Annotated in this window: 27 protein-coding genes; 16 read left to right on the plus strand and 11 right to left on the minus strand. The window is 23.3% G+C overall.

Annotation, left to right across the window (positions count from 1 at the left end):
- Positions 1 to 132: 132 nt before the first annotated feature.
- The 7 genes from AAHM89_RS03775 to AAHM89_RS03805 form a co-directional block, all read right to left on the minus strand.
- Entirely contained in the window at positions 133 to 540 is a 408-nt protein-coding gene (locus tag AAHM89_RS03775) for a transposase family protein (protein ID WP_339045908.1), read from the minus strand.
- Positions 541 to 547: 7 nt separating this feature from the next.
- Positions 548 to 985: a transposase family protein gene (locus AAHM89_RS03780; protein WP_339046404.1), complete on the minus strand. Its 438-nt coding sequence runs from the start codon at positions 983 to 985 to the stop codon at positions 548 to 550.
- An 83-nt stretch (positions 986 to 1068) separates the two neighbouring features.
- Positions 1069 to 1194, minus strand: a complete 126-nt coding sequence (locus tag AAHM89_RS03785; protein ID WP_342266984.1) for a hypothetical protein — start codon at positions 1192 to 1194, stop codon at positions 1069 to 1071.
- 2 nt (positions 1195 to 1196) lie between these two features.
- On the minus strand, positions 1197 to 1520 hold the full coding sequence (locus AAHM89_RS03790) for a hypothetical protein (protein ID WP_338960510.1): 324 nt from the start codon (positions 1518 to 1520) through the stop codon (positions 1197 to 1199).
- A gap of 12 nt (positions 1521 to 1532) precedes the next feature.
- The gene (locus tag AAHM89_RS03795) at positions 1533 to 1793 is read right to left on the minus strand and encodes a hypothetical protein (RefSeq protein WP_342266985.1); all 261 of its coding nucleotides are present in this window, start codon (positions 1791 to 1793) and stop codon (positions 1533 to 1535) included.
- Between the two features lie 445 nt (positions 1794 to 2238).
- Entirely contained in the window at positions 2239 to 2496 is a 258-nt protein-coding gene (locus tag AAHM89_RS03800; RefSeq protein WP_342266986.1) for a transposase, read from the minus strand.
- A 23-nt stretch (positions 2497 to 2519) separates the two neighbouring features.
- Positions 2520 to 2942 (minus strand): transposase family protein, encoded by a 423-nt coding sequence (locus AAHM89_RS03805; protein ID WP_342266987.1) that lies wholly within the window; start codon positions 2940 to 2942, stop codon positions 2520 to 2522.
- A 67-nt stretch (positions 2943 to 3009) separates the two neighbouring features.
- On the opposite strand from AAHM89_RS03805, the gene AAHM89_RS03810 reads away from it, so the two are divergent.
- Positions 3010 to 4083 (plus strand): hypothetical protein, encoded by a 1074-nt coding sequence (locus tag AAHM89_RS03810; RefSeq protein ID WP_342266988.1) that lies wholly within the window; start codon positions 3010 to 3012, stop codon positions 4081 to 4083.
- A 104-nt stretch (positions 4084 to 4187) separates the two neighbouring features.
- Here the strand turns inward: AAHM89_RS03810 and AAHM89_RS03815 are convergent, their stop codons facing one another.
- Positions 4188 to 4637, minus strand: a complete 450-nt coding sequence (locus AAHM89_RS03815) for a DxFTY motif-containing membrane protein (protein ID WP_252320963.1) — start codon at positions 4635 to 4637, stop codon at positions 4188 to 4190.
- 322 nt (positions 4638 to 4959) lie between these two features.
- Between AAHM89_RS03815 and AAHM89_RS03820 the strand changes: the two genes are divergently transcribed.
- The 8 genes from AAHM89_RS03820 (at position 4960) to AAHM89_RS03855 (ending at position 14274) form a co-directional block, all read left to right on the plus strand.
- Positions 4960 to 5397: a transposase family protein gene (locus AAHM89_RS03820; RefSeq protein WP_339046404.1), complete on the plus strand. Its 438-nt coding sequence runs from the start codon at positions 4960 to 4962 to the stop codon at positions 5395 to 5397.
- A gap of 7 nt (positions 5398 to 5404) precedes the next feature.
- The gene (locus AAHM89_RS03825; RefSeq protein ID WP_342266989.1) at positions 5405 to 5812 is read left to right on the plus strand and encodes a transposase family protein; all 408 of its coding nucleotides are present in this window, start codon (positions 5405 to 5407) and stop codon (positions 5810 to 5812) included.
- A gap of 423 nt (positions 5813 to 6235) precedes the next feature.
- Positions 6236 to 8377, plus strand: coding sequence for an ATP-dependent Clp protease ATP-binding subunit (locus tag AAHM89_RS03830; RefSeq protein WP_342266990.1), 2142 nt, complete (start codon positions 6236 to 6238; stop codon positions 8375 to 8377).
- Between the two features lie 83 nt (positions 8378 to 8460).
- On the plus strand, positions 8461 to 9474 hold the full coding sequence (gene hrcA, locus AAHM89_RS03835) for a heat-inducible transcriptional repressor HrcA (RefSeq protein WP_252320996.1): 1014 nt from the start codon (positions 8461 to 8463) through the stop codon (positions 9472 to 9474).
- Between the two features lie 15 nt (positions 9475 to 9489).
- The gene (locus AAHM89_RS03840; RefSeq protein ID WP_342266991.1) at positions 9490 to 10134 is read left to right on the plus strand and encodes a nucleotide exchange factor GrpE; all 645 of its coding nucleotides are present in this window, start codon (positions 9490 to 9492) and stop codon (positions 10132 to 10134) included.
- A 14-nt stretch (positions 10135 to 10148) separates the two neighbouring features.
- Positions 10149 to 11996: a molecular chaperone DnaK gene (gene dnaK, locus AAHM89_RS03845; protein WP_342266992.1), complete on the plus strand. Its 1848-nt coding sequence runs from the start codon at positions 10149 to 10151 to the stop codon at positions 11994 to 11996.
- Positions 11997 to 12016: 20 nt separating this feature from the next.
- Positions 12017 to 13138 (plus strand): DnaJ C-terminal domain-containing protein, encoded by a 1122-nt coding sequence (locus tag AAHM89_RS03850; protein ID WP_342266993.1) that lies wholly within the window; start codon positions 12017 to 12019, stop codon positions 13136 to 13138.
- A gap of 158 nt (positions 13139 to 13296) precedes the next feature.
- Positions 13297 to 14274, plus strand: coding sequence for an IS3 family transposase (locus tag AAHM89_RS03855; protein WP_342265776.1), 978 nt, complete (start codon positions 13297 to 13299; stop codon positions 14272 to 14274).
- 4 nt (positions 14275 to 14278) lie between these two features.
- Here AAHM89_RS03855 and AAHM89_RS03860 read toward each other — a convergent pair whose 3' ends face one another.
- Complete coding sequence (locus AAHM89_RS03860; RefSeq protein ID WP_342266994.1) at positions 14279 to 14800, minus strand: DUF1295 domain-containing protein; 522 nt, start codon at positions 14798 to 14800, stop codon at positions 14279 to 14281.
- A 556-nt stretch (positions 14801 to 15356) separates the two neighbouring features.
- Between AAHM89_RS03860 and AAHM89_RS03865 the strand changes: the two genes are divergently transcribed.
- From AAHM89_RS03865 to AAHM89_RS03885, 5 genes are all read left to right on the plus strand, one after another.
- Positions 15357 to 15779, plus strand: a complete 423-nt coding sequence (locus AAHM89_RS03865) for a transposase family protein (protein WP_339045912.1) — start codon at positions 15357 to 15359, stop codon at positions 15777 to 15779.
- A 19-nt stretch (positions 15780 to 15798) separates the two neighbouring features.
- Positions 15799 to 16209 (plus strand): transposase family protein, encoded by a 411-nt coding sequence (locus AAHM89_RS03870; protein ID WP_342266739.1) that lies wholly within the window; start codon positions 15799 to 15801, stop codon positions 16207 to 16209.
- A gap of 309 nt (positions 16210 to 16518) precedes the next feature.
- Positions 16519 to 16707, plus strand: coding sequence for a hypothetical protein (locus tag AAHM89_RS03875; protein WP_342266995.1), 189 nt, complete (start codon positions 16519 to 16521; stop codon positions 16705 to 16707).
- A 120-nt stretch (positions 16708 to 16827) separates the two neighbouring features.
- On the plus strand, positions 16828 to 17604 hold the full coding sequence (locus AAHM89_RS03880; protein ID WP_342266996.1) for a BspA family leucine-rich repeat surface protein: 777 nt from the start codon (positions 16828 to 16830) through the stop codon (positions 17602 to 17604).
- Between the two features lie 179 nt (positions 17605 to 17783).
- Positions 17784 to 18281 carry a hypothetical protein gene (locus AAHM89_RS03885; RefSeq protein WP_342266997.1) on the plus strand — a complete coding sequence of 166 codons (498 nt, stop codon included), beginning with the start codon at positions 17784 to 17786 and terminating at the stop codon, positions 18279 to 18281.
- A gap of 35 nt (positions 18282 to 18316) precedes the next feature.
- Here AAHM89_RS03885 and AAHM89_RS03890 read toward each other — a convergent pair whose 3' ends face one another.
- Positions 18317 to 21274: an AAA family ATPase gene (locus AAHM89_RS03890; RefSeq protein ID WP_342266998.1), complete on the minus strand. Its 2958-nt coding sequence runs from the start codon at positions 21272 to 21274 to the stop codon at positions 18317 to 18319.
- A gap of 1034 nt (positions 21275 to 22308) precedes the next feature.
- On the opposite strand from AAHM89_RS03890, the gene AAHM89_RS03895 reads away from it, so the two are divergent.
- Both AAHM89_RS03895 and AAHM89_RS03900 read left to right on the plus strand, forming a co-directional pair.
- The gene (locus AAHM89_RS03895) at positions 22309 to 22761 is read left to right on the plus strand and encodes a transposase family protein (RefSeq protein WP_342266999.1); all 453 of its coding nucleotides are present in this window, start codon (positions 22309 to 22311) and stop codon (positions 22759 to 22761) included.
- Between the two features lie 532 nt (positions 22762 to 23293).
- Positions 23294 to 24271: an IS3 family transposase gene (locus AAHM89_RS03900; RefSeq protein ID WP_342265776.1), complete on the plus strand. Its 978-nt coding sequence runs from the start codon at positions 23294 to 23296 to the stop codon at positions 24269 to 24271.
- 4 nt (positions 24272 to 24275) lie between these two features.
- On the opposite strand, the gene AAHM89_RS03905 is transcribed toward AAHM89_RS03900, so the two are convergent.
- Positions 24276 to 24947: a hypothetical protein gene (locus tag AAHM89_RS03905; protein WP_342266061.1), complete on the minus strand. Its 672-nt coding sequence runs from the start codon at positions 24945 to 24947 to the stop codon at positions 24276 to 24278.
- Positions 24948 to 25146: the final 199 nt, after the last annotated feature.

Raw genomic sequence — 25146 nt, forward strand, 5'->3', positions numbered from 1 at the left:
TATAGAAATAAATATTTTTTGAAAAAATAGTTTAAAAAATGAGTTTACATTTTAAACAAAAAATTGTTAATAATATTTTTATATTAACTCGATAAAAATTTAAATTTTAAAAAAATATTTTTAATATTTTTTTTATTTTAATGGTTTTATTTTATTAAAAATTTCACAAAGTAAGTTAAATCTTAAGTACATAAGTCTAAATTTAGATTTTCTACATTTATTTACTAAAATTTTGAATCTTTTCAATCAAGCAAAGACATGTTCAACTTTAATTCTAATTTTAGATACAATCTTATTGTATTTTCTTTCTTGTTTAGTTAATTTTTTATTTTTAGTTCTTTTAATTGGTATTATTGTATTTTTATAAATATTTTGTATACCTTGATATCCTAAATCACCAATAATTATTGTTTTTTCTGAAAATTCAAGATTTGAATTTTTTAATATTTGAAAATCATGCACTTTACCATTATCAGCAAAAATATCAACAATTTTTTTATTAAAAAAATCATATACAATTTGAAATTTTATAGAATACATTCAACTTTTACCAGAAAAATATTCTAACTGTAGTTTTTTTAGTTGGTCTTTCAATTTCAATCTCAGTTGAATCAATTAAATAAAATTGAAATTCATTTGAATTTTCTTGTTTTTTATCAATTTTTAATTTATATCTTTCTTTTAAAAATTGGTAATCTTTGTGGTTACTAAGTTTATTTTCTACTCAAGTAATATTTCGAAAACAACTTGATGGGCTCATTTTAGATTTAATACTCATTTGAAAAAAAGTATAATATTCTTTTCAGTATAATAAAGTCATCATTAATCTTTCTTCTACTGAAAGTTTATTTTTTCGACCTTTATTTTTTTCTAATTTTTCTATTTCAATTAATTTTTCTAACATTTCATTAAAATGAAAACGTTTTATACCAAAATATCTGTAAAATTCTTCATTTTTTAATTTTTTTAAATTTTCAAAAATCATTTTTATCAACACTTTTCTAAATTTATTGTTAATAACAAAATTATAAAATAAATTTTAAAATTATTAATTGACTTTTAAAAAATTTAATTACGGAATATGTCTAAAATATAAACTTCATCAGTAATATTAGTTTGATTTAAAAATATACCAATATCATTACTAGAAAATATAAAAATTAAATGCAATATACTATTAACAAAATCACTCATAACTAATTACCTACAAACTTCCCTTTTTTATTTTCAACACCCTTAGCCTTATTTCTTAAACGTTTTCTTTCATGTTGCTTAGCAATTTGCTTTCCAACAAATTTTGAACTACCTTTAATATTTTTGTAACTTTTCTTTACAGTACCCGATGTAGAAACTGGCTGAATATCAATATTTAAAAAAACTGACATAGCAAACTTTATTAAAAGAATAAAAACAACAAAAGTACCCAAATTAAAACCTAAATCTGCCATTGGCAAATTTCAAAATTTCATAAAAATTTGTCCAAATAGTTCTAAAACTTTTGAAATAAAAGCAACACCCATAATAAACTACTCCTATATTATTTTTAATAATTTTAAAATTAATGAAAAAGTAAAAAGTACTAAAATAATTGCTAACAATGGTGCTGGCATTGAAACTATTTTTTGTGAACTATCACCAAAAATAAAACTTTTAATAACCAAAGACAAATTATGTAAACCAGAAAAATCAGTAATATAACTTTGTAAAATATTTTGCACAATATTATTTAAAGAAGGTAAAAGTTTACCTAATAAAGGAAAAACAAAAATTATTGCAAAAAATAATTTAATCATAACTATTACCTCCTAAAAACAACTTTAATTTTTTCTATCTAAATCCACGAATAATATGTCCAATAAATTCTTTAATAAATACTAAGACCATCATAAATATTGGAATTAATACCGGTCAATTTGTCATTATAGAATCACCCGCAAATACTCAAGACATATTCCGTAATTAAATTTAATTAATTGTCAATAAAATTGTTTTAAAACTATTTAGTGTTATTGAATATAGAAATAAATATTTTTTGAAAAAATAGTTTAAAAAATGAGTTTACATTTTAAACAAAAAATTGTTAATAATATTTTTATATTAACTCGATAAAAATTTAAATTTTAAAAAAATATTTTTAATATTTTTTTTATTTTAATGGTTTTATTTTATTAAAAATTTCACAAAGTAAGTTAAATCTTAAGTACATAAGTCTAAATTTAGATTTTCTACATTTATTTACTAAAATTTTGAATCTTTTCAATTAAGCAAAGACATGTTCAACTTTAATTCTAATTTTAGATACAATCTTATTGTATTTTTATAAATATTTTGTATACCTTGATATCCTAAATCACCAATAATTATTGTTTTTTCTGAAAATTCAAGATTTGAATTTTTTAATATTTGAAAATCATGCACTTTACCATTATCAGCAAAAATATCAACAATTTTTTTATTAAAAAAATCATATACAATTTGAAATTTTATAGAATACATTCAACTTTTACCAAAAAAATATTCTAACTGTAGTTTTTTTTAGTTGGTCTTTCAATTTCAATCTCAGTTGAATCAATTAAATAAAATTGAAATTCATTTGAATTTTCTTGTTTTTTATCAATTTTTAATTTATATCTTTCTTTTAAAAATTGGTAATCTTTGTGGTTACTAAGTTTATTTTCTACTCAAGTAATATTTCGAAAACAACTTGATGGGCTCATTTTAGATTTAATACTCATTTGAAAAAAAGTATAATATTCTTTTCAGTATAATAAAGTCATCATTAATCTTTTTTCTACTGAAAGTTTATTTTTTCGACCTTTAGTTTTTTCTAATTTTTCTATTTCAATTAATTTTTCTAACATTTCATTAAAATGAAAACGTTTTATACCAAAATATCTGTAAAATTCTTCATTTTTTAATTTTTTTAAATTTTCAAAAATCATTTTTATCAACACTTTTCTAAATTTATTGTTAATAACAAAATTATAAAATAAATTTTAAAATTATTAATTGACTTTTAAAAAATTTAATTACGGAATATGTCTTTATAATGAAGAAGATTTAAAACAAGAAGATTTAGATAAATGAGGTACAATTAATGCTAAAATCATTTTTAATTATGGAGAAATTAAAAATAAAGAAACTTTATTAATAATTAATATTAATGCTTCTTCTGAAAAAATTGTTGATGCTATTAATGAAACAAAATATACAAAAAAAGTTAATTTTCAAAGTTCAGTAATGGAATTAAATGATTCAATTAATGCTGAATTTATTAAAAATTCATTAATTTCTGAAATTAAAAATTCTTTTAAAAATAATTTATTTTCATTAAACAAAATTACTAATAATAAAGAAATTGATTTAAAAGATGAAGACTTCACAGTTAGTGGTTCTATTGATGCAAAAATTAATTATAATTATGATTCATTTAAAAATTTAACTACTAATCTAACAATTATCATAGGCGAAGGTCAAATTTCTAATAAATATGAATTAAATGATGGAAAAATAAATAAATTTCTTCAAATCTCAGATAGTATAATATTTGCTGCAACAGAGAACGGAAATATTTGAGAGATTGATTTTACTAATAATACAAAAATCAATAAATATCAATTAAATGAAGAACGTATAAATAGTTTAATTAAAGCATCAAATGGTAAAGTATATGCTGGTACAATAACAAATACAGTTTGAGAAATTGATTTAGAAACTAAAACCCATAAATTAAAATATGATTTTAAAAATAAAAGTAATATTATTTTTGATATTAAAGCACTATCTGATACTGAATTAATATTAGCAACAGAAGACAAAATTTATCAGTATGATTTAATCAAAAATGAAATAACAGAAAAAATTAATTTGAAAGATGGTAAATTTTTTTCTTTATCAATAGAAGATTTAAATAACAAAATATATGCTACCACTGATAATAATAATGTTTATGAACTTGATTCAAGCTTTAGTCAAGTAAAAAACAAATATGAATTAAATGCTTCAGTGTATTCATCATTAATAGTTGATAAAAAACTATTTGCTGGAACAATTACAAATGTATGAGAATTAGATATTGAATAATTTTTATACAGTAAATAAAAAACATATATTTAAAAAGGTGCGTAACATATATTACGCGCCTTTTTTTCATTTTATTTTTTTAGATTTATATCACTTATTATAACTTAATATATGATTTTTTTTGTTTTTTTTCTTAATACTAATAATAAAATAATACTCGTTAAAAAAATACCAATAACAGCACCAGCGATTGAAATAATAAAACGTATTAAAATTTGTTGAGGAGTTAAAAAGTATCCTGACAAATAAAATAATGATAAAACAAAAGCAAATGGAATACTATATGTAAATTGATCTAATTGATGTAATTTTAACTTATATGTAATAAAGGTTATAATAAAAGTAAATATGATTAAACTTAAACTAGAAAGTACCATTATTCAAAAAGGTAATTTAAAAGTAAAAGTAAAATCAGTACTAGTAGTAAAAAAAAGAATAATTCCTGGAATTAATACTTGTATTATTAAATAGCCAACACTTATCAAAAACTTAGTTCTTGGAAATGTATTTTCACTATTATTTTCAAAATTAACTTCTTGGTTTTTATTTTCCATACTTATCCTCTTCTATAATATAATTCTTTACAATTTTAACATGCTTTTATCAATAATTAAATAAGATTTATATTTATTAAATAACACTTATTTTAATACAAAAATTTAAAATAAAAATAAAAATAGTTTTCCACAATTTAATGAAATTAAAAATTACCTATCCTATAAATTAATTGATTTTTTTGATTTAGTTTTTGGTTTATTTTGTAAATCTGTATTAAGACATATTCCGTAATTAAATTTTTTAAAAGTCAATTAATAATTTTAAAATTTATTTTATAATTTTGTTATTAACAATAAATTTAGAAAAGTGTTGATAAAAATGATTTTTGAAAATTTAAAAAAATTAAAAAATGAAGAATTTTACAGATATTTTGGTATAAAACGTTTTCATTTTAATGAAATGTTAGAAAAATTAATTGAAATAGAAAAATTAGAAAAAAATAAAGGTCGAAAAAATAAACTTTCAGTAGAAGAAAGATTAATGATGACTTTATTATACTGAAAAGAATATTATACTTTTTTTCAAATGAGTATTAAATCTAAAATGAGCCCATCAAGTTGTTTTCGAAATATTACTTGAGTAGAAAATAAACTTAGTAACCACAAAGATTACCAATTTTTAAAAGAAAGATATAAATTAAAAATTGATAAAAAACAAGAAAATTCAAATGAATTTCAATTTTATTTAATTGATTCAACTGAGATTGAAATTGAAAGACCAACTAAAAAAACTACAGTTAGAATATTTTTCTGGTAAAAGTTGAATGTATTCTATAAAATTTCAAATTGTATATGATTTTTTTAATAAAAAAATTGTTGATATTTTTGCTGATAATGGTAAAGTGTATGATTTTCAAATATTAAAAAATTCAAATCTTGAATTTTCAGAAAAAACAATAATTATTGGTGATTTAGGATATCAAGGTATACAAAATATTTATAAAAATACAATAATACCAATTAAAAGAACTAAAAATAAAAAATTAACTAAACAAGAAAGAAAATACAATAAGATTGTATCTAAAATTAGAATTAAAGTTGAACATGTCTTTGCTTGATTGAAAAGATTCAAAATTTTAGTAAATAAATGTAGAAAATCTAAATTTAGACTTATGTACTTAAGATTTAACTTACTTTGTGAAATTTTTAATAAAATAAAACCATTAAAATAAAAAAAATATTAAAAATATTTTTTTAAAATTTAAATTTTTATCGAGTTAATATAAAAATATTATTAACAATTTTTTGTTTAAAATGTAAACTCATTTTTTAAACTATTTTTTCAAAAAATATTTATTTCTATATTCAATAACACTAAATAGTTTTAAAACAATTTTATTGACAATTAATTAAATTTAATTACGGAATATGTCCATATTATTTACACGAGAAATATATATTTAAGATCTAAAATACCTACAAGATCTATCACAAATATTAATATCATATTAAGTTTCTTTAATTGAAAATACTTATCCCTAATTCAATTAAATATAAAATTAGCAGTTACTACTTGAAACTGCTAATTTTATTTGTTAGTATATTAATATGATTAGCAATCAAGTAATTATAGTGCTAAAAAGAGGAGTGACATTATGCAATTAAATGAAATCCCTAACTATAGTAATGATCCTAAAATTCTTGATAAATTTGCTCGTAATTTAATTGTACAAGCTAAAACAGGAAAAATGGATCCTATTATTGGACGTGATGAAGATATTCGTAAAGTAGAAGAAATACTCTCACGAAAAACTAAAAACAACCCCGTCTTAATCGGTTTACCTGGTATTGGTAAAACTGCTATTATTGAAGGTTTAGCCCAACGTATTGTTCGTGGTGATGTTCCTAGTAACTTAAAAGATAAAATTATTTATGAACTAGATATGGGAGCACTAATTGCTGGCGCTAAATTCCAAGGTGAGTTTGAAGAACGATTAAAAGCGGTTATTAACCAAATTAAAAATTCTAATGGAAAAATTATTTTATTTATTGATGAACTACATTTAATTGTTGGTGCTGGTAGAACACAAGGTTCAATGGATGCTTCTAATTTACTAAAACCAATGTTAGCACGTGGTGAACTACGTTGTATTGGTGCCACAACACTTGACGAATATCGTCAATACATTGAAAAAGATGCAGCCCTTGAACGAAGATTTCGTAAGATGATTATTAAAGAACCATCAACAGAAGATACAACTGCTATCTTACGTGGTTTAAAAGAACGTTTTGAAGCTTATCATGGTGTAAAAATTCATGATAGTGCATTACGAGAAGCTGTTTATCTATCTAATAAATATATTAATGATCGTTACTTACCTGATAAAGCAATTGACTTAATTGATGAAGCTTGTGCTAGTATTAAAACTGAAATTGCTTCGGTTCCTAGTGATTTAGATGATATAAGAAGAAAAGTCTTACAATTAAAAATTGAACAAGCAGCCTTAAGCAAAGAAAAAGATGAAAACTCGCAAACAAGACTAATTGAAGTTGATAAACAATTAAAAACTAAAAAAAATACTTTACAACAATTAGAAGATAAATGAATCAAAGAAAAGTCAGCATTAGACCATATTACTAGTTTAAAAAATAAATTAGAAAATGCTAAATCAGAATTAGAATTGTATCAATTATCAGGTAATTTTACAAAAGCTGGTGAACTACAATATAGTATTATTCCCAACTTAGAAAAAGAACTTAAAGATAGTGAAAATATAAAAAAAGATAATCCTTTACTACGCGAAGATGTTACTAGTGAAGATATTGCAAAAGTTGTTGCAAAATGAACTGGCATTCCTGTTACTCGTTTATTAGCAACCGAAAAAGAAAAATTATTAAAATTACCCTTAACTTTAAATACGAAAATTAAAGGTCAAAGTAATGCCCTACAGTTGGTAAGTGATGCTTTAATTAGAGCTCGTGCTGGCATTAAAGATCCCAATCGCCCAATTGGTTCATTTATTTTCTTGGGTCCAACCGGTGTTGGAAAAACTGAAGTTGCTAGAACCTTAGCTGATATTTTATTTGATAGTGAAAAAAATATGGTTCGTATTGATATGTCAGAATTTATGGAAAAACACGCAGTTAGCAAATTACTAGGTTCACCTCCTGGCTATGTTGGTTATGAAAACGGTGGACAATTAACCGAAAAAGTAAGAAGAAATCCTTATAGTATCATTCTTTTTGATGAAATCGAAAAAGCCCATCCTGAAATATTAAATATTTTATTACAAATTCTTGATGAAGGTAGAATTACAGACAGTCATGGTCTCTTAATTGACTTTAAAAACACAATAATTATTATGACTTCAAATCTTGGTTCACAAGAACTATTAAGTGGTAAAGATAACAGCAAAGAGCAAGCATTAAATATCTTAAAAAAATCATTTCGACCAGAATTTATTAATCGAATTGATGAAATTGTTATCTTCAATCCATTAAGTAAAAAAGTAATAACAGAAATTATTATTAAAGAATTAGATACTTTATTATTGCGATTAAGACAAGAAAAAAATTTACAATTATCTTATGAATCAGAAGTAGTTAATAAAATACTAAAAGATGCTTATGATGAAGAATATGGCGCACGACCGATTAAACGCTATATTCAACACTATATTGAAACTATTATCGCACAATCTATTATTAAAGAAGAACTAATACCCCACAAACGAATGGTAATTACTATCAATAAAGACAATATGTTTATTCTCAGTAAAAAAATAAAATTCAATTAAGTCTTGATATTATTACACTCTCAGTTATAATTATATAAGTATTGGCATTCAATGTTAATGAATGCTAAAAAAGGTGGTGAACAATGTTAAGTAACAGACAATCACAAATTTTAAAAATCATTGTTGAAAAATATATTAAAACAGGATTACCAATTGGTAGCAAAACTATTTTAGAAAATAATAACAATATTAATTTTTCTAGTGCTACTATTCGTAATGAATGTGTTGAATTAGAAACATTAGGATTATTAGAAAAAGCACATAGCTCTAGTGGTCGTATTCCTTCAACAAAAGGTTATCGCTATTATGTTGATAATTTAATGAATATGGGTGAACATCAAGAACTAGAAATCTTGAAGAAAAAAATAGCAGAAGTATTTAATAACCGTAACTTAGTAATTACCGAAGTATTAAATAAAACTAGTAGTATTTTAAGTGAAATGACTAATTTGATTAGTATTGTTACTGGTCCTAATATTAATGAAGATACTTTAAAAAAAATTGAATTAATACCGATTAGTAATGATAATGCTTTAACAATTTGTATTACTAGTAATGGTCATGTTCAAAACAAAATGTTTAATATTCAAGAAACATCATTAACCGATTTATCAATTGCCATTGATATTTTTAACACCAGATTAATTGGTACTAAAATTAGTGAAATTAGTGAGAAAGTAAATTTATTAAAACCAATCCTTGAACAACAAGTACAAAAATCAGAATATATTATTCAAGGATTTGTTAACACTTTAATTAATTTCTCACGACCACTATCAACAACACACGGTGTTCAATATATGTTAGAAAATCCTGAATTTAATGATATTAATAAGGTTAAAACAATTATTAAATTCATTGAATCACAATCACCATGAATGTATTTTGATGAATTAAATAATAATCAACTACAAATTAAAATTGGTGAAGAACTGGGTAATGAAAATAACGATATGGCAATGATTACTACTACTTTTAAAGTTCATGATGGTGAACAAGGACAAATTGCAATTGTTGGACCTAAACGTTTAGAATATGAAAAACTAACTGAAATTCTAAATTGGATTAATCAAACATTGATTAAAAACTTTAAATAGAAATGAGATGATAAAATGACAAAAGCTAAAAAAGATAACATTGATAACGTATCAGCAACAGAAACTAAAGATACAACTATTTCAACTCCTGTTACTGAAACACCAGTAAGTGTCGAAGAAGAAAAAATATCATTAAATAAAGAAATCGAATTAGAAACAAAAATTAAAGAATTAACAACAGAACTTAATAAAATTAATTCACAACAAAAGCAATTAATGCTAGCTACTAGATTAAATACCATTAAAGAATTAGAAATTCAAAATAAAGAACACATTAAATATGCTAACCAAAAAATTATTAAAGATTTAGTTCATACTTTATTAAATTTCCAACGAGCACTAAACTTTAAAACTGATAATGCAGCTGTTCAAAATTTCCTAGTTGGTTTTAAATTTATCTATGAAGAATTAATTAAAGCACTTGGTAAAGAAGGTTTAAAAGAAATTACTGCTAAAGTTGGAGATCAATTTAATTCTCACCAACATGAGGCAGTAGAAATTATTAATGATAATACAAACAATGCTTATCAAAATGTAAAAAATAATACTATTGTTGAAATTATAGCTAATGGTTATGAATTGCATAATCGTGTCATTAGCACTACTAAAGTTAAAGTTTTTCAAATTAAAGAAGAAAAAACAGAAACAAAGAAAAATTAAGGAGTGAAAATATTATGTCTACAAATAAAACAACAAATAAAGAAATCATTTTAGGAATCGATCTAGGAACAACTAATTCATGTGTTGCCGTAATGGAAGGTGATAAGCCAAAAGTTATTGAAAATGCCGAAGGTGGAAGAACAACACCATCAGTTGTTGCTTACAAAGATGGTCAAATTATGGTTGGTGAAGTTGCTAAACGTCAAGCTATTACTGATCCAGATAATACTGTTAGTTCAATTAAAAGAATTATGGGAACTAAAGAAACAGTTAAAGCCGCTGCTAAAACACGTAAACCAGAAGAAGTATCTGCAGAAATTTTACGCACTATTAAAACTTTTGCTGAATCAAAATTAGGTAAAAAAATATCAAAAGCAGTTATTACTGTTCCTGCTTATTTTAACAATGAACAACGTGAAGCTACTAAAAATGCAGGAATTATTGCAGGATTAAAAGTAGAAAGAATTATTAACGAACCAACTGCTGCTGCCATCGCTTATGGTTTAGACAAACAAGATAAAGATCACAAAATTTTAGTATTTGACTTAGGTGGTGGAACATTTGACGTTTCAGTTCTAGAATTAGCGGGTGGAACATTTGAAGTATTATCAACTAGTGGTGATAACAAACTTGGTGGTGACGACTTTGATGCCTTAATTGTTCAACATTTAGTTAGTGAATTCAAAAAAAGTAATGGTGTTGACTTATCAAAAGATAAAATGGCAATGCAACGTTTAAAAGATGCTGCTGAAAAAGCAAAAAAAGACTTATCAGGAGTAGTACAAGCTGATATTTCATTACCATTTATTTCAATGAATGCCTCAGGTCCATTACATTTAAATGAAAAATTAACACGTGCCAAATTTAATGAACTAACAAAATCACTAGTTGAAAGAACTATTGCTCCTGTTCGTGATGCCTTAAAAGAAGCTAAATTAAGCAAAAATGAAATTGATGAAGTTATTTTAGTTGGTGGTTCAACAAGAATCCCAGCTGTGCAAGAAGTTATTAAAAACGAAATTGGTAAAGAACCACATCGTGGTGTTAACCCTGATGAAGTAGTAGCTTTGGGTGCTGCTATTCAAGGAGGAGTATTATCGGGTGATGTTACTGACGTTTTACTATTAGATGTAACTCCTTTATCATTAGGTATTGAAACTTTAGGAGGAGTAATGACGCCATTAATCTCTCGTAATACTACTGTTCCTACTAAAAAGTCACAAGTTTTTTCAACTGCTGAAGATAATCAACCCGCTGTTGATATTAATGTTTTACAAGGAGAACGTCCACTAGCTAAAGATAATCATTCACTAGGTCGTTTCCAATTAAGTGGTATCGAACCAGCACCAAGAGGTGTTCCACAAATTGAAGTTACTTTTGATATCGATGTTAATGGTATTGTATCTGTTAGTGCTAAAGATCTAAAAACTAATAAAGAACAAAAAATTACTATTAGCAATAGTGGTACTTTAAGTAAAGACGAAATTGAAAAAATGGTACAAGATGCTGAAAAGAATCGTGAAAACGATGAAAAACATAAAGAAGAAATTGAATTATCTAATCAAGCACAAGCCTATATTTATGATATTGATAAAATGACTGCTGAAGTTACTAAATCAGCAAAAGAAGGCGAAGCAGAAAATCCACAAATTGCTGAAATGAAAAAACTACGTGATGACTTACAAAAATCACTAGATGAAAAAAAATATGATGATTTAAAAGAAAAACTAGAACAATTAAAACAAGCATTTGCTGCTGCACAACAATTTATGAACCAACAAAAACAAGAACCAACAGATCATATTAAAAAAGATGATAATAAAAGTGATGATGTTATTGATGTTGACGCAACAACTAAATAAAATAATTAGAGGTGGACAAAATGGCAAGTAAAAAACGTGATTATTATGAAATTCTAGGAGTTTCACGTAATGCTACTCCAGATGAAATTAAGAAAGCGTTTCGTACGCTTGCAAAAAAATATCATCCCGATTCACCAAGTGGTGGTGATGAAGTTCGATTTAAAGAAATAAGTGAAGCTTATCAAGTTTTATCTGATACTAATGAAAGAGCAAAATATGATCAATTTGGTCATGATATGCCCGGAGTTGGTAGTTCTTCTGGTTTCGGTGGCTTTGGTGGTTTCGGTGACTTTAGTTCGGCATTTGGTGACTTATTTGGTGACTTATTTGGTGGTAATAGAAGACAACAACAACGCTATAATGGTAAAACACCAGGTGATAATATCCTAACAAAAGTTGAAATTAGTTATCGTGATGTATTCTTTGGCAAAAAAATGACCATTAGTATTAACATTGATGTTGCTTGTAAGGATTGTAAAGAAACTGGTGCTAGAACTCCTAATGATATTAGTACATGTGATAAATGTAAAGGTAAAGGAGTTCTTGAATATGTTCAACAATCACCATTAGGTATGTTTAGACATCAAGGTGTTTGCAACCAATGTCAAGGACTTGGTAAAATTATTCGTCAAAAATGTTTAAAATGCAAAGGACATCGCTATTATATTGAAAATCAAAAATTAGAATTTGATATTCCTCGCAGTATTTTTGATGGTCAACAAATTAGAATTAAAGGTAAAGGTAAAATTGGTCATAATGGTGGCACTCAAGGCGATTTATTTGTTGGTATTAATATTAAGCGACACGCTTTCTTAGATCGTCAAGGTAGTGATATGTATATTAAATTACCAGTATCTTACTTAGATATTATTTTGGGAAATATTATTATGATTCCTACCTTTGAAGGAATAATTAAACATAAATTACCATTAGGACTACAATACGGTGACAAAATTACTTTAAAAAATCAGGGATTCTATTACCCTAATAGTAGTAAACGTGGTGACTTACATGTTATTCTTGATATACATATGCCTAATAAAGTCACTAAAACAGAGCAAGAAAAATTATGAAATATTAATAACGAAACTAAATTTGATCCAAATGAAGATTTTGTTAATAGTGCAATAAAAAGAATTTAATAAATTAATATATAAAAAATAAGAACATATGTTCTTATTTTTTATATATGCCACTTAGCCCTTTTTACTAGACCATTAATTTAAAAAACCTGAATGTATTCTAAAAACAATTGTGTTATATAATTAACACTAATTTTAACCTGAAAGGATTTTTATTAATGGATAAAATTAAACAAATAGCATTAGTAATTAACAAATTAAATATCAAAGAAAAAATTAAAATTATTGATGATTGTAAAAATCAATATTCAATTAGAAACCTATGTCAATATCTTCAATTAAACAGATCAACATATTACTTTTTAAAAAATAAACAAAAACCTATTAAAAAAGAAGAAAATCATATTATTAAATGCAATCATAAATATCAAAAAATATGCCAACTTTTAATCGAATTTCATTCTACAAGAAAAGGCAGAATTTATGGATATTTAAGAATTTTTTCAGCTTTTAAAGAGTGATTAAAACAAGAAAAAAATATCATTTTAAATATAGAATTATCAATAAAACAAATGCGAAAAATTATGAAAGAACACAATATTCAAGGATTAAAACAAACTAAAAATAACTATCCTAAAAACAAAAAAAATCCAAATAAGTGAATACCTACAATGGATAAAGTAAACAAAGATTATAAAAGTACAACCTCTTCAAATCAAATTTGATCAATGGACACTAAACAAATAAATACTAAAGAAGGATGATTATATCTTTTTGTAATTATTGATTTTTATTCAAATAATGTTGTTAGTTATAATATTGCTCCTAATAAATCATATCAGGATTTAATTCTTCCTGCTCTTGAAAAAATCAACAAACAATTTTCTTGAAATCAAGTAAAAAATGTTATTTTACATTCAGATAACGCCAACGAATTTTATTGTCAGGATATCACAAAATGAGCAGAGGATAAACAAATAATTTTAAGCAAAAAACAACCTTATGATATTGGTGGTAATGTATTATCTGAAAACTGATTTTCTCATTTATCTCAAGAATGACTACCTAAAGGATCAAATCAATATTTATCCATCAATGAAGCTATAAATGATGTAAATCAATATGTTATGTTTTATAATTATGAAAGAATACATTCTAAATTTCTAAAACCACCAATTTTACAAATTAAAATTTAGAATTTTATATCAAAAATGGTCCAGTAATTAAGGGCCAACCACCTATTAATTTTTTCACTTTATTAATTGGACCTTTTTTACCAATATAACACATTACACAACTAGTTTCATTTAAATATTTGTAATAATCTTCATTAGAGTGAAACCTTTGTCATTGTTTTACTTCTCATATTGGTATATTAAAATACAACGGACTTAATAATCATAATAAATGAAATAAATAATTTATATCACTATTAATATTTTTAAATAATAAATCACAAATAAACAATGCTGTCATCATATATCAAAACCCAATTTCTGCTAAATAATTAGGGTGACGACAATCTTTTCATAAACCATAATTAATAAAAAATAAATCATGTTTTTTCTTTAAGGAAAATCTAAACTTTTGTCAATCTGCAATTGTCTCAATAACTAAAAATAAAATAGCAAGCATAATAAAAATAAGTAAGTAATTATTAAATGTACTATTAAAATAAACAATATTAAGACTTAATGCAAAAACCGTAGGAATACTAATCATAAAAACTGAAATTCCTTGTAAAATTGAAAAAAAACTAAATTTTCAAAAATTAATAATAATTTTATCAAAACGATATTCAACCTTATGTTTAATAATTTTTAATAATAAAAAACTACCTAATCTTAGAGCTCAAATATTATAAAGAACAAACAACGAAATTTGGACAGGACTAAAATTTTGCTTTCACGCAACGATGATCACACTTAAACAAATAAAACTTAAACAATAAATAATATCAGTTAAAATAGCAGTTTTAAAAATAAAAGCTATCATAAAGAAAATAAAATTAATAGTTAATGATATTAAAAATATTCAAAGTATAATATAAAAATCTATAATAAATACCCCTCTAAATTATATTAAATATATTTCAATTATAACAACTAATGAAATAAGTTTAATAACTTAGATTTAAATTTTAATTTTGTACAAAAATATATTTAAAATATATATTAGACATATTCCGTAATTAAATTTTTTAAAAGTCAATTAATAATTTTAAAATTTATTTTATAATTTTGTTATTAACAATAAATTTAGAAAAGTGTTGATAAAAATGATTTTTGAAAATTTAAAAAAATTAAAAAATGAAGAATTTTACAGATATTTTGGTATAAAACGTTTTCATTTTAATGAAATGTTAGAAAAATTAATTGAAATAGAAAAATTAGAAAAAAATAAAGGTCGAAAAAATAAACTTTCAGTAGAAGAAAGATTAATGATGACTTTATTATACTGAAAAGAATATTATACTTTTTTTCAAATGAGTATTAAATCTAAAATGAGCCCATCAAGTTGTTTTCGAAATATTACTTGAGTAGAAAATAAACTTAGTAATCACAAAGATTACCAATTTTTAAAAGAAAGATATAAATTAAAAATTGATAAAAAACAAGAAAATTCAAATGAATTTCAATTTTATTTAATTGATTCAACTGAGATTGAAATTGAAAGACCAACTAAAAAAAACTACAGTTAGAATATTTTTCTGGTAAAAGTTGAATGTATTCTATAAAATTTCAAATTGTATATGATTTTTTAATAAAAAAATTGTTGATATTTTTGCTGATAATGGTAAAGTGCATGATTTTCAAATATTAAAAAATTCAAATCTTGAATTTTCAGAAAAAACAATAATTATTGGTGATTTAGGATATCAAGGTATACAAAATATTTATAAAAATACAATAATACCAATTAAAAGAACTAAAAATAAAAAATTAACTAAACAAGAAAAAAAATACAATAAGATTGTATCTAAAATTAGAATTAAAGTTGAACATGTCTTTGCTTGATTGAAAAGATTCAAAATTTTAGTAAATAAATGTAGAAAATCTAAATTTAGACTTATGTACTTAAGATTTAACTTACTTTGTGAAATTTTTAATAAAATAAAACCATTAAAATAAAAAAAATATTAAAAATATTTTTTTAAAATTTAAATTTTTATCGAGTTAATATAAAAATATTATTAACAATTTTTTGTTTAAAATGTAAACTCATTTTTTAAACTATTTTTTCAAAAATATTTATTTCTATATTCAATAACACTAAATAGTTTTAAAACAATTTTATTGACAATTAATTAAATTTAATTACGGAATATGTCCATTTTAAATATATAATTCAATTATAAACTTACATAATATAAGTTTATAATTAACTTTAGTTTTAAAGTAATTGAATTTTTAATTTTAAAATAAAGGGGAATTAAAATTATGCCATCAATAACTGAAATAGTTAATATATATTACACACAAGATTTATTAAAAGAAAGAGAAAAAAATAAAAATATTAAAAAAGAAAAAGTAAATGACAAATTAGATGTTAATAAAATAAATGCTAATGATACACAAAATAAACAAAGTTCAACAAACAAAGATAATAGTTATTGTAGTATTTCATAATTTGTTATTAATACAAATATACAAAAATAGTTAATTGCATTTATTTTTAAAAACACTAAAATGTAGTTAACTTCTTAAATTTAAGAAGTTATTGGAAAAAATAAAAAGGGGGTTTTCATAATGAAAACATTATTAACAGCAGTAAGTCTTTTAACACTTGCAACAACCACAGGAAATTTAACAAGTTTCTTAAACTCAACTATACAAAAAAATAATATTACAACTAACTATATTCAAAATAAAACTCAACAAGACACAATTTATATTGACAAAGATGACAAACAAATAACAACTAGTGAAAAAGACTTATCAAAGATAAATAGTAAAGAAATTATTCAAATTGGATTTTATAAAAATATATTAGGAGAAATTCAAGTTGTTAGAATGCCAAGAACAATTGAAAAAGTACCTGACAAATTACCACCAGAAATCACATCTTTAAAAAATATGTTTACAGGTGCAACCTCATTCAATCAAGACCTTTCAACATGAGATACTTCCAATATAACAAATATGAATTTTACATTTAATGGAGCCACTTCATTTAATAGTAATATTACTAATTGAAATGTTTCTAATGTAAAAAGTACTTTTGTTATGTTTGCAAATGCAACTTCATTCAATCAAAACCTTTCAACATGAAATGTATCTAATATAAACCGTTTTAGTCTTATGTTTTATGGTGCAACCTCATTCAATCAAAACATTTCAAATTGAATTACTTCTAATGCAGTATATATGAATTTTATGTTTTATGGTGCTAAAAAATTTAACCAAGACCTTTCAAAATGAAATGTAAATAAAGTAAGAGAACATAGTAACTTTGCAAATTATTCAGGAATTACTAATCCTAATAAATTACCAAAATTTAAAAATAATATTATAACAATATATTAATTAATATATTACTAATTTTTCTTGCCTTGTATATTAATACTTAAAGTGTTAAAATTAAGATTGATAGAAAATATTTCCAAGTTTTGGATTAATATTATCATTCCTAAAATTTATAGAAACTATTATTAATCCAAAATATCCTTTTAATTTATCACATATATATAAAGAAGGTGTTTAAAATGAAAAATTTAATTACTGCCCTAAGTGTTTTAACACTTGGTACAACTGTAGGAAATTTAAGTAGTAACTTAAAGACTAATCAAAAAACAGAAGCTGTTAATACTATTTTAAACCAAGATATAAAAAAAGTAAGTAATGTTGATTTATCTAATATTACTGCTGAAAATAACGTTTGAAAATATTTAACAAAAAATAACGTAGCAACATATGCAGGCGGCGAAAACTATTATCAATATTATTTTGCTTACCATGTTATTGGATTAAATCATGATACATTACATAAATTAAATAATGCGATTGGTTCGGGAATAGGAGCAGTCTCTGCTGTCCTAGGTGTTGCCTTACCAGCATTAGCTCCAATAATTGGTGCAGTTGCAGCAATATTAATTGCACAATGATACATATGACAAATTTCTGACTATGATAATGGTAATGGAGTTGTTATTGATATGGTTGGTTTAACACCAACATGAATCGTTAATGTTTCATCACAATAAAAAATAATAAATTTATTTTTAATATAACATAAAATTTAAACGACATAATTAACATTTTTCGCTGATTTATCGCTTTCAATAATTTTTTTAGCATCTGCTAATTTAATGGCTACCATTTTCGTAATTCCTTGATTTTGCATAGTTGTACCATATAATACATCACAATTTTCCATTGTGCCTGGACGATGAGTAACAATAATAAATTGTGTATATTGTGAAAAACTACGAACATATCTAGCAAAACGCTCTAAATTTGCTGGATCCAATGGTGCTTCAACCTCATCTAATATTGTCAATGGCAACGGCTTGACTTTTAAAATAGCAAATAATACTGCTAATGCAACTAATGATTTTTCACCACCTGATAATAAGTTTAAATTACTAATTCTTTTACCAGGAGGATTAGCAAGCACTTCCACACCTGTATTTAAAATATCATCAGGTGATGTATATCGTAAACTACAAGTTCCTCCACCAAATAAAGTTTGAAATGTTTCGGGCAATACCATATTAATAGCTTTGATTGTTTCATCAAATTGCGTTACCATAACATTATCCATTTCATCAATGGCTGTTAACAACGATTGTGATGCTAATTGTAATTCATCATGTTTAGTTTTTAAACGTAAATAACGTTCATTTTCATTTTCAAATTCTTCAATAGCATTAATATTTACAAATCCTAAATCTTCAATTTCACTACGTAATTGTTGTACCAAATTACGTGCTTGTTGTTCATCTGCTAATGGTTCACTATAATGTTCTCTAGCATATTCATAAGTTAAATTATAAGTTTCAACTAAACGTCTTAAATGTTGTTCTACTTTTGACTCCATTTTTACTTGTTCAAGCTTTTGATTATTTAATTTATCACTAGTCATAAAATGTTCTTGATTTAAACTATATAATTCATTTTCTAAATTTTGCATTTGTTCTAATAATTGATGTTTCTGTTTACGAATTAATTGTAGTTGACTTTTTATTGTTGCTTGATCATATTTAGAATTTTCATATTGAATAAAAATATCATTTAATTGGTTTGTAGTATCAATATCTAATTTTTTACCAGTTAATGTTTGATATTGAGTAGTTAATAATTGTGATTGATTAGTGATATCACTAATTTCACTAATCAGTTTATTTATTGTTAAAGTAATTGTCAACTTTTGACCTTGATAATTATTTAATTCGCTTTCAATACTTGTTCTTTGGACATTTATATTAACTAATTGTTGTTCTAATGATTTAATTTCTTCTTTTAATTCAGAAACTATTAACTTTTCTTTAAAAACATTAATACTATTTTGATGTTGATAACCTCCAACAATAGCACCACCAGCTTTAATTAATTGACCATCTAAAGTTACACATTGGTATTTAGCAGCAATTAATTGTGAAATAACTCTTGCGCTTTCTAAGTCTTCACAAATAATAGTACGACCTAAAAGAAAATTAATAATCGGCTGAATTCTATTATCAACTGCTGTAACTAAATGATGAGCAAAACTTAAATAACCTGATTTACTATTAACAATAATTTCATCTTCTTTAGTCGCTGTTCGAACTTGAATTGAATTTAAAGGTAAAAAAGTGGCAATTCCCGCTTTATTTTGTTTTAAAAATTCAACAGCCTTGGTTGCATCTTTGTTAGTCGCAGTAACAATGTTTTTTAAAGTATTGCCCAATACTTTAACAATCGCTTCACTATAAAGATCGGGCACCGAAATTAAATCACTCACTACTCCAATGATGCCATATAGTTTATCTTTATTATTTAAAATTGTTTGAACACCCAAATATTTTTGATTTTGTCGTTGTTGATAATTAATTACCGATTCTAATTGTGCTTTTTTTTCACCTAAACCACGATGAATATTATTTTGTCCTAAAATTAAATCTTGATGTTGAACATTTAGTTCTTCAAATAAATTATTAATTTTATCAAAATTTTCTTGTTCTTTTTTTTGTAAAAAAGTTTTTTGTTCAATAATAGTAAGCAAAGTTTCAATTTCATTTTTTAATTTTTCAATTTCTGTTTGATCTTTTATTTCACTTTGTTTTGTTTTCATTAACGATTTTTGTTGTTCTAAAACTTGCAATAAACTATTAACATTAGATAAATTCATTTCTAAACTATTAATGTTTTTATCTAAATCATAACTTTTATTTTTTAAAAATTTTAATTGTTGTTCATTCTTACTAATATTTAAATTAAGTTGTTGTTGTAAAATTTCATTATCATTTATACTGACTGTTGTAAGTTTTAATTGATTATGATATGTCTCCAAATCTTTAACAATAATAGTAATTTCATATTTTTTTAAATTATCACGTAATTCAACATAAGTTTTAGCTTTCTGTGCTTGTTTTGCTAATGGTTCAATTTTTCTACTTATTTCACTAATAATATCATTAACTCGAACTAAATTTTCATTAGTACGCTCTAATTTACGTAATGACTCTTCTTTCCTCTTTTTGTATTTTGAAACACCCGCAGCCTCTTCAAATAAAGTTCTTCTTTCTTCTGGCTTAGAATCAGCAAATCGTGAAACATTACCTTGACTAATAATTGCAAGTGAACCTTTAGCTAAACCTGTACCCATAATAATTTCTTGTACATCTTTTAAACGAACACGAGCTTTATTAATGTAATATTCATTTTCTGAACTATTACGAAAAGTTTTTCTAGTAATTTGTACTTCATTAAAATCAACTTTAAATATTTTATTAGTATTATCAAAAACTAAAGTAACTTGAGCACTATTTAATGGTTGTTTTCCTTTAGCACCATTAAAAATTATATCTTCACTATTTTCACCACGTAATGATTTAACTGATTGTTCACCTAAAACTCAACGAATAGCATCATTAATATTAGACTTCCCAGAACCATTAGGGCCAACAATACCTACAATATTAGTATCAAATTCTATTGTTAAAGGCTCTGCAAATGACTTAAAACCATATGCTTCGATTCTTTTTAAGAATGCCATCTTACCTCACCTATTTTAAAATATATATTTATATTTTACCATGAATCAGCTTAATATTTATTGTTAAGATTTAGCAGAAATATTACTTTATTTGCATTATTATTTGTTCTTTAATTGTTTTATAATAAAATTTATTAATTCACAAATAAAATAATGTAGTACTAATAATAGTACTAATAATTAACATTATAACTAAGATACTATTAATTCATAATGGAATTCCAATAATTGAATAATTAAAGTTGAGAATATTATAAGGATAAATAAAATTTTTAACATCATTTGCTTGTAAAATACCGGTTCTAATATAAATAAAGTTAGATAAATAATTGGATAAATAACTACTAATATAAATTGTTTTTTAATATTGATATTAAATTTATTTTTTCTAAACGTTAAAATTAAAAAAAATCATCAATATTGGTGATACTAAATGATCTAAAAAGGAACAAAATAAAGATAAATTATTCAATTTTCAAAATCAATTAAGTTCTAAATCTAACTTTGAAACACTATCAATAAATATCCCCGCTCAAAAAATAAGGGCAGTAATAGTTATGTATATTGTTAAATTAATTTGACTATAAATATTAGTGAATCTATTTGTCTGCTCTTTTTGATGATAAATTAAAGAAAATAAAAATCAAATATTAACAATAAATATTGTTTGAGAAGACCAAAATGATAACATTACATCAAAGTTTTGCAATACTATAGAATTATAAAAATTATCTTTATTACTACTATTAACATATCAAAATTCAGTAAATACAGAAAAGATGATAGTTAATATTGATAAAATAAAAATTAATATACAACTTAATAATTTATATAAAAATCTTCAATCTTTAAATTTTTGCTTATATAATAAAAACACAAATTATTCCTCTTCGAAAAACAAAATCATATTTAATAAATATAATAATAACAATAGACATATTCCGTAATTAAATTTTTTAAAAGTCAATTAATAATTTTAAAATTTATTTTATAATTTTGTTATTAACAATAAATTTAGAAAAGTGTTGATAAAAATGATTTTTGAAAATTTAAAAAAATTAAAAAATGAAGAATTTTACAGATATTTTGGTATAAAACGTTTTCATTTTAATGAAATGTTAGAAAAATTAATTGAAATAGAAAAATTAGAAAAAAATAAAGGTCGAAAAAATAAACTTTCAGTAGAAGAAAGATTAATGATGACTTTATTATACTGAAAAGAATATTATACTTTTTTTCAAATGAGTATTAAATCTAAAATGAGCCCATCAAGTTGTTTTCGAAATATTACTTGAGTAGAAAATAAACTTAGTAACCACAAAGATTACCAATTTTTAAAAGAAAGATATAAATTAAAAATTGATAAAAAACAAGAAAATTCAAATGAATTTCAATTTTATTTAATTGTTTCAACTGAGATTGAAATTGAAAGACCAACTAAAAAAAACGGTGGTTGGCCCTTAATTACTGGACCATTTTTGATATAAAATTCTAAATTTTAATTTGTAAAATTGGTGGTTTTAGAAATTTAGAATGTATTCTTTCATAATTATAAAACATAACATATTGATTTACATCATTTATAGCTTCATTGATGGATAAATATTGATTTGATCCTTTAGGTAGTCATTCTTGAGATAAATGAGAAAATCAGTTTTCAGATAATACATTACCACCAATATCATAAGGTTGTTTTTTGCTTAAAATTATTTGTTTATCCTCTGCTCATTTTGTGATATCCTGACAATAAAATTCGTTGGCGTTATCTGAATGTAAAATAACATTTTTTACTTGATTTCAAGAAAATTGTTTGTTGATTTTTTCAAGAGCAGGAAGAATTAAATCCTGATATGATTTATTAGGAGCAATATTATAACTAACAACATTATTTGAATAAAAAGGTGGTTGGCGCCACTTAGCCCTTTTTACTAGACCATTAATTTAAAAAACCTGAATGTATTCTAAAAACAATTGTGTTATATAATTAACACTAATTTTAACCTGAAAGGATTTTTATTAATGGATAAAATTAAACAAATAGCATTAGTAATTAACAAATTAAATATCAAAGAAAAAATTAAAATTATTGATGATTGTAAAAATCAATATTCAATTAGAAACCTATGTCAATATCTTCAATTAAACAGATCAACATATTACTTTTTAAAAAATAAACAAAAACCTATTAAAAAAGAAGAAAATCATATTATTAAATGCAATCATAAATATCAAAAAATATGCCAACTTTTAATCGAATTTCATTCTACAAGAAAAGGCAGAATTTATGGATATTTAAGAATTTTTTCAGCTTTTAAAGAGTGATTAAAACAAGAAAAAAATATCATTTTAAATATAGAATTATCAATAAAACAAATGCGAAAAATTATGAAAGAACACAATATTCAAGGATTAAAACAAACTAAAAATAACTATCCTAAAAACAAAAAAAATCCAAATAAGTGAATACCTACAATGGATAAAGTAAACAAAGATTATAAAAGTACAACCTCTTCAAATCAAATTTGATCAATGGACACTAAACAAATAAATACTAAAGAAGGATGATTATATCTTTTTGTAATTATTGATTTTTATTCAAATAATGTTGTTAGTTATAATATTGCTCCTAATAAATCATATCAGGATTTAATTCTTCCTGCTCTTGAAAAAATCAACAAACAATTTTCTTGAAATCAAGTAAAAAATGTTATTTTACATTCAGATAACGCCAACGAATTTTATTGTCAGGATATCACAAAATGAGCAGAGGATAAACAAATAATTTTAAGCAAAAAACAACCTTATGATATTGGTGGTAATGTATTATCTGAAAACTGATTTTCTCATTTATCTCAAGAATGACTACCTAAAGGATCAAATCAATATTTATCCATCAATGAAGCTATAAATGATGTAAATCAATATGTTATGTTTTATAATTATGAAAGAATACATTCTAAATTTCTAAAACCACCAATTTTACAAATTAAAATTTAGAATTTTATATCAAAAATGGTCCAGTAATTAAGGGCCAACCACCATAATCTTCACCAATAATTTTAAATTTTTTAATATTTTTTTCAAAATTAATAAAAACATTACACAACTCAGCAATTTTTTCTTTTCACTCTACCGATAAAAACTGATCTAAATTTTCTTCTTGTATAATTTGTTTTCAAAAATTAATCGCATTATTGGGAAGTTTTAATTCAGGAAAAAAGTAATCAAAATTAATTCGTGCTTGTTCTTGTTTAAATTTTATAATTTCAAAATATTGTTCTGGAAATGATTCTTTAACTATATTTTTTAATTCAATAATTAAGTTATGTTCTTCATTAAAAATTTGCTTTTCTTTTTCAATTCATTGTCATGAATTTTTTAAACTTTCTAATAAAAATTCATCAAATACTAAAAACTTTTTATTATTATAAAGAAAAACTAACTCTTGATAAAGATGATGAACAATATTTAAAAAGCAAAATAATGAATCTGCTTTAATTAAACTATTAAAAAATATAGTAAGGTCATCACTATTAATTGTTTTTATTAATTGTTTGCAATATTTTTTTTCTATTTTTGCACTTGTAATCTTAGAAGTTATTTCTTTTCTAAAATCCTTAATATTTTTTTGCTTTTTATTATCAGAACCTATTTCTTGACTTTCTGTAGGCACTTTTTTACATCCTTTCAAATAAAAAACCCATTTATTTTATTAAAAATAAAACAATGGGCTTGAAAAACATATTTTTTTAAATTTTTTATTTTAAATTTTCATTAAAATAAGCAAAGGAACAATTCTAAAATAAATTAGTTATAATTTATTTGAAAAAGTTAATTAACAATTTCTAAAATCTCTTGTTAATTACCTATAA

This window comes from Spiroplasma endosymbiont of Villa modesta (assembly GCF_964030925.1).
In the GTDB taxonomy this organism is placed as follows: domain Bacteria; phylum Bacillota_I; class Bacilli_A; order Mycoplasmatales; family VBWQ01; genus Spiroplasma_E.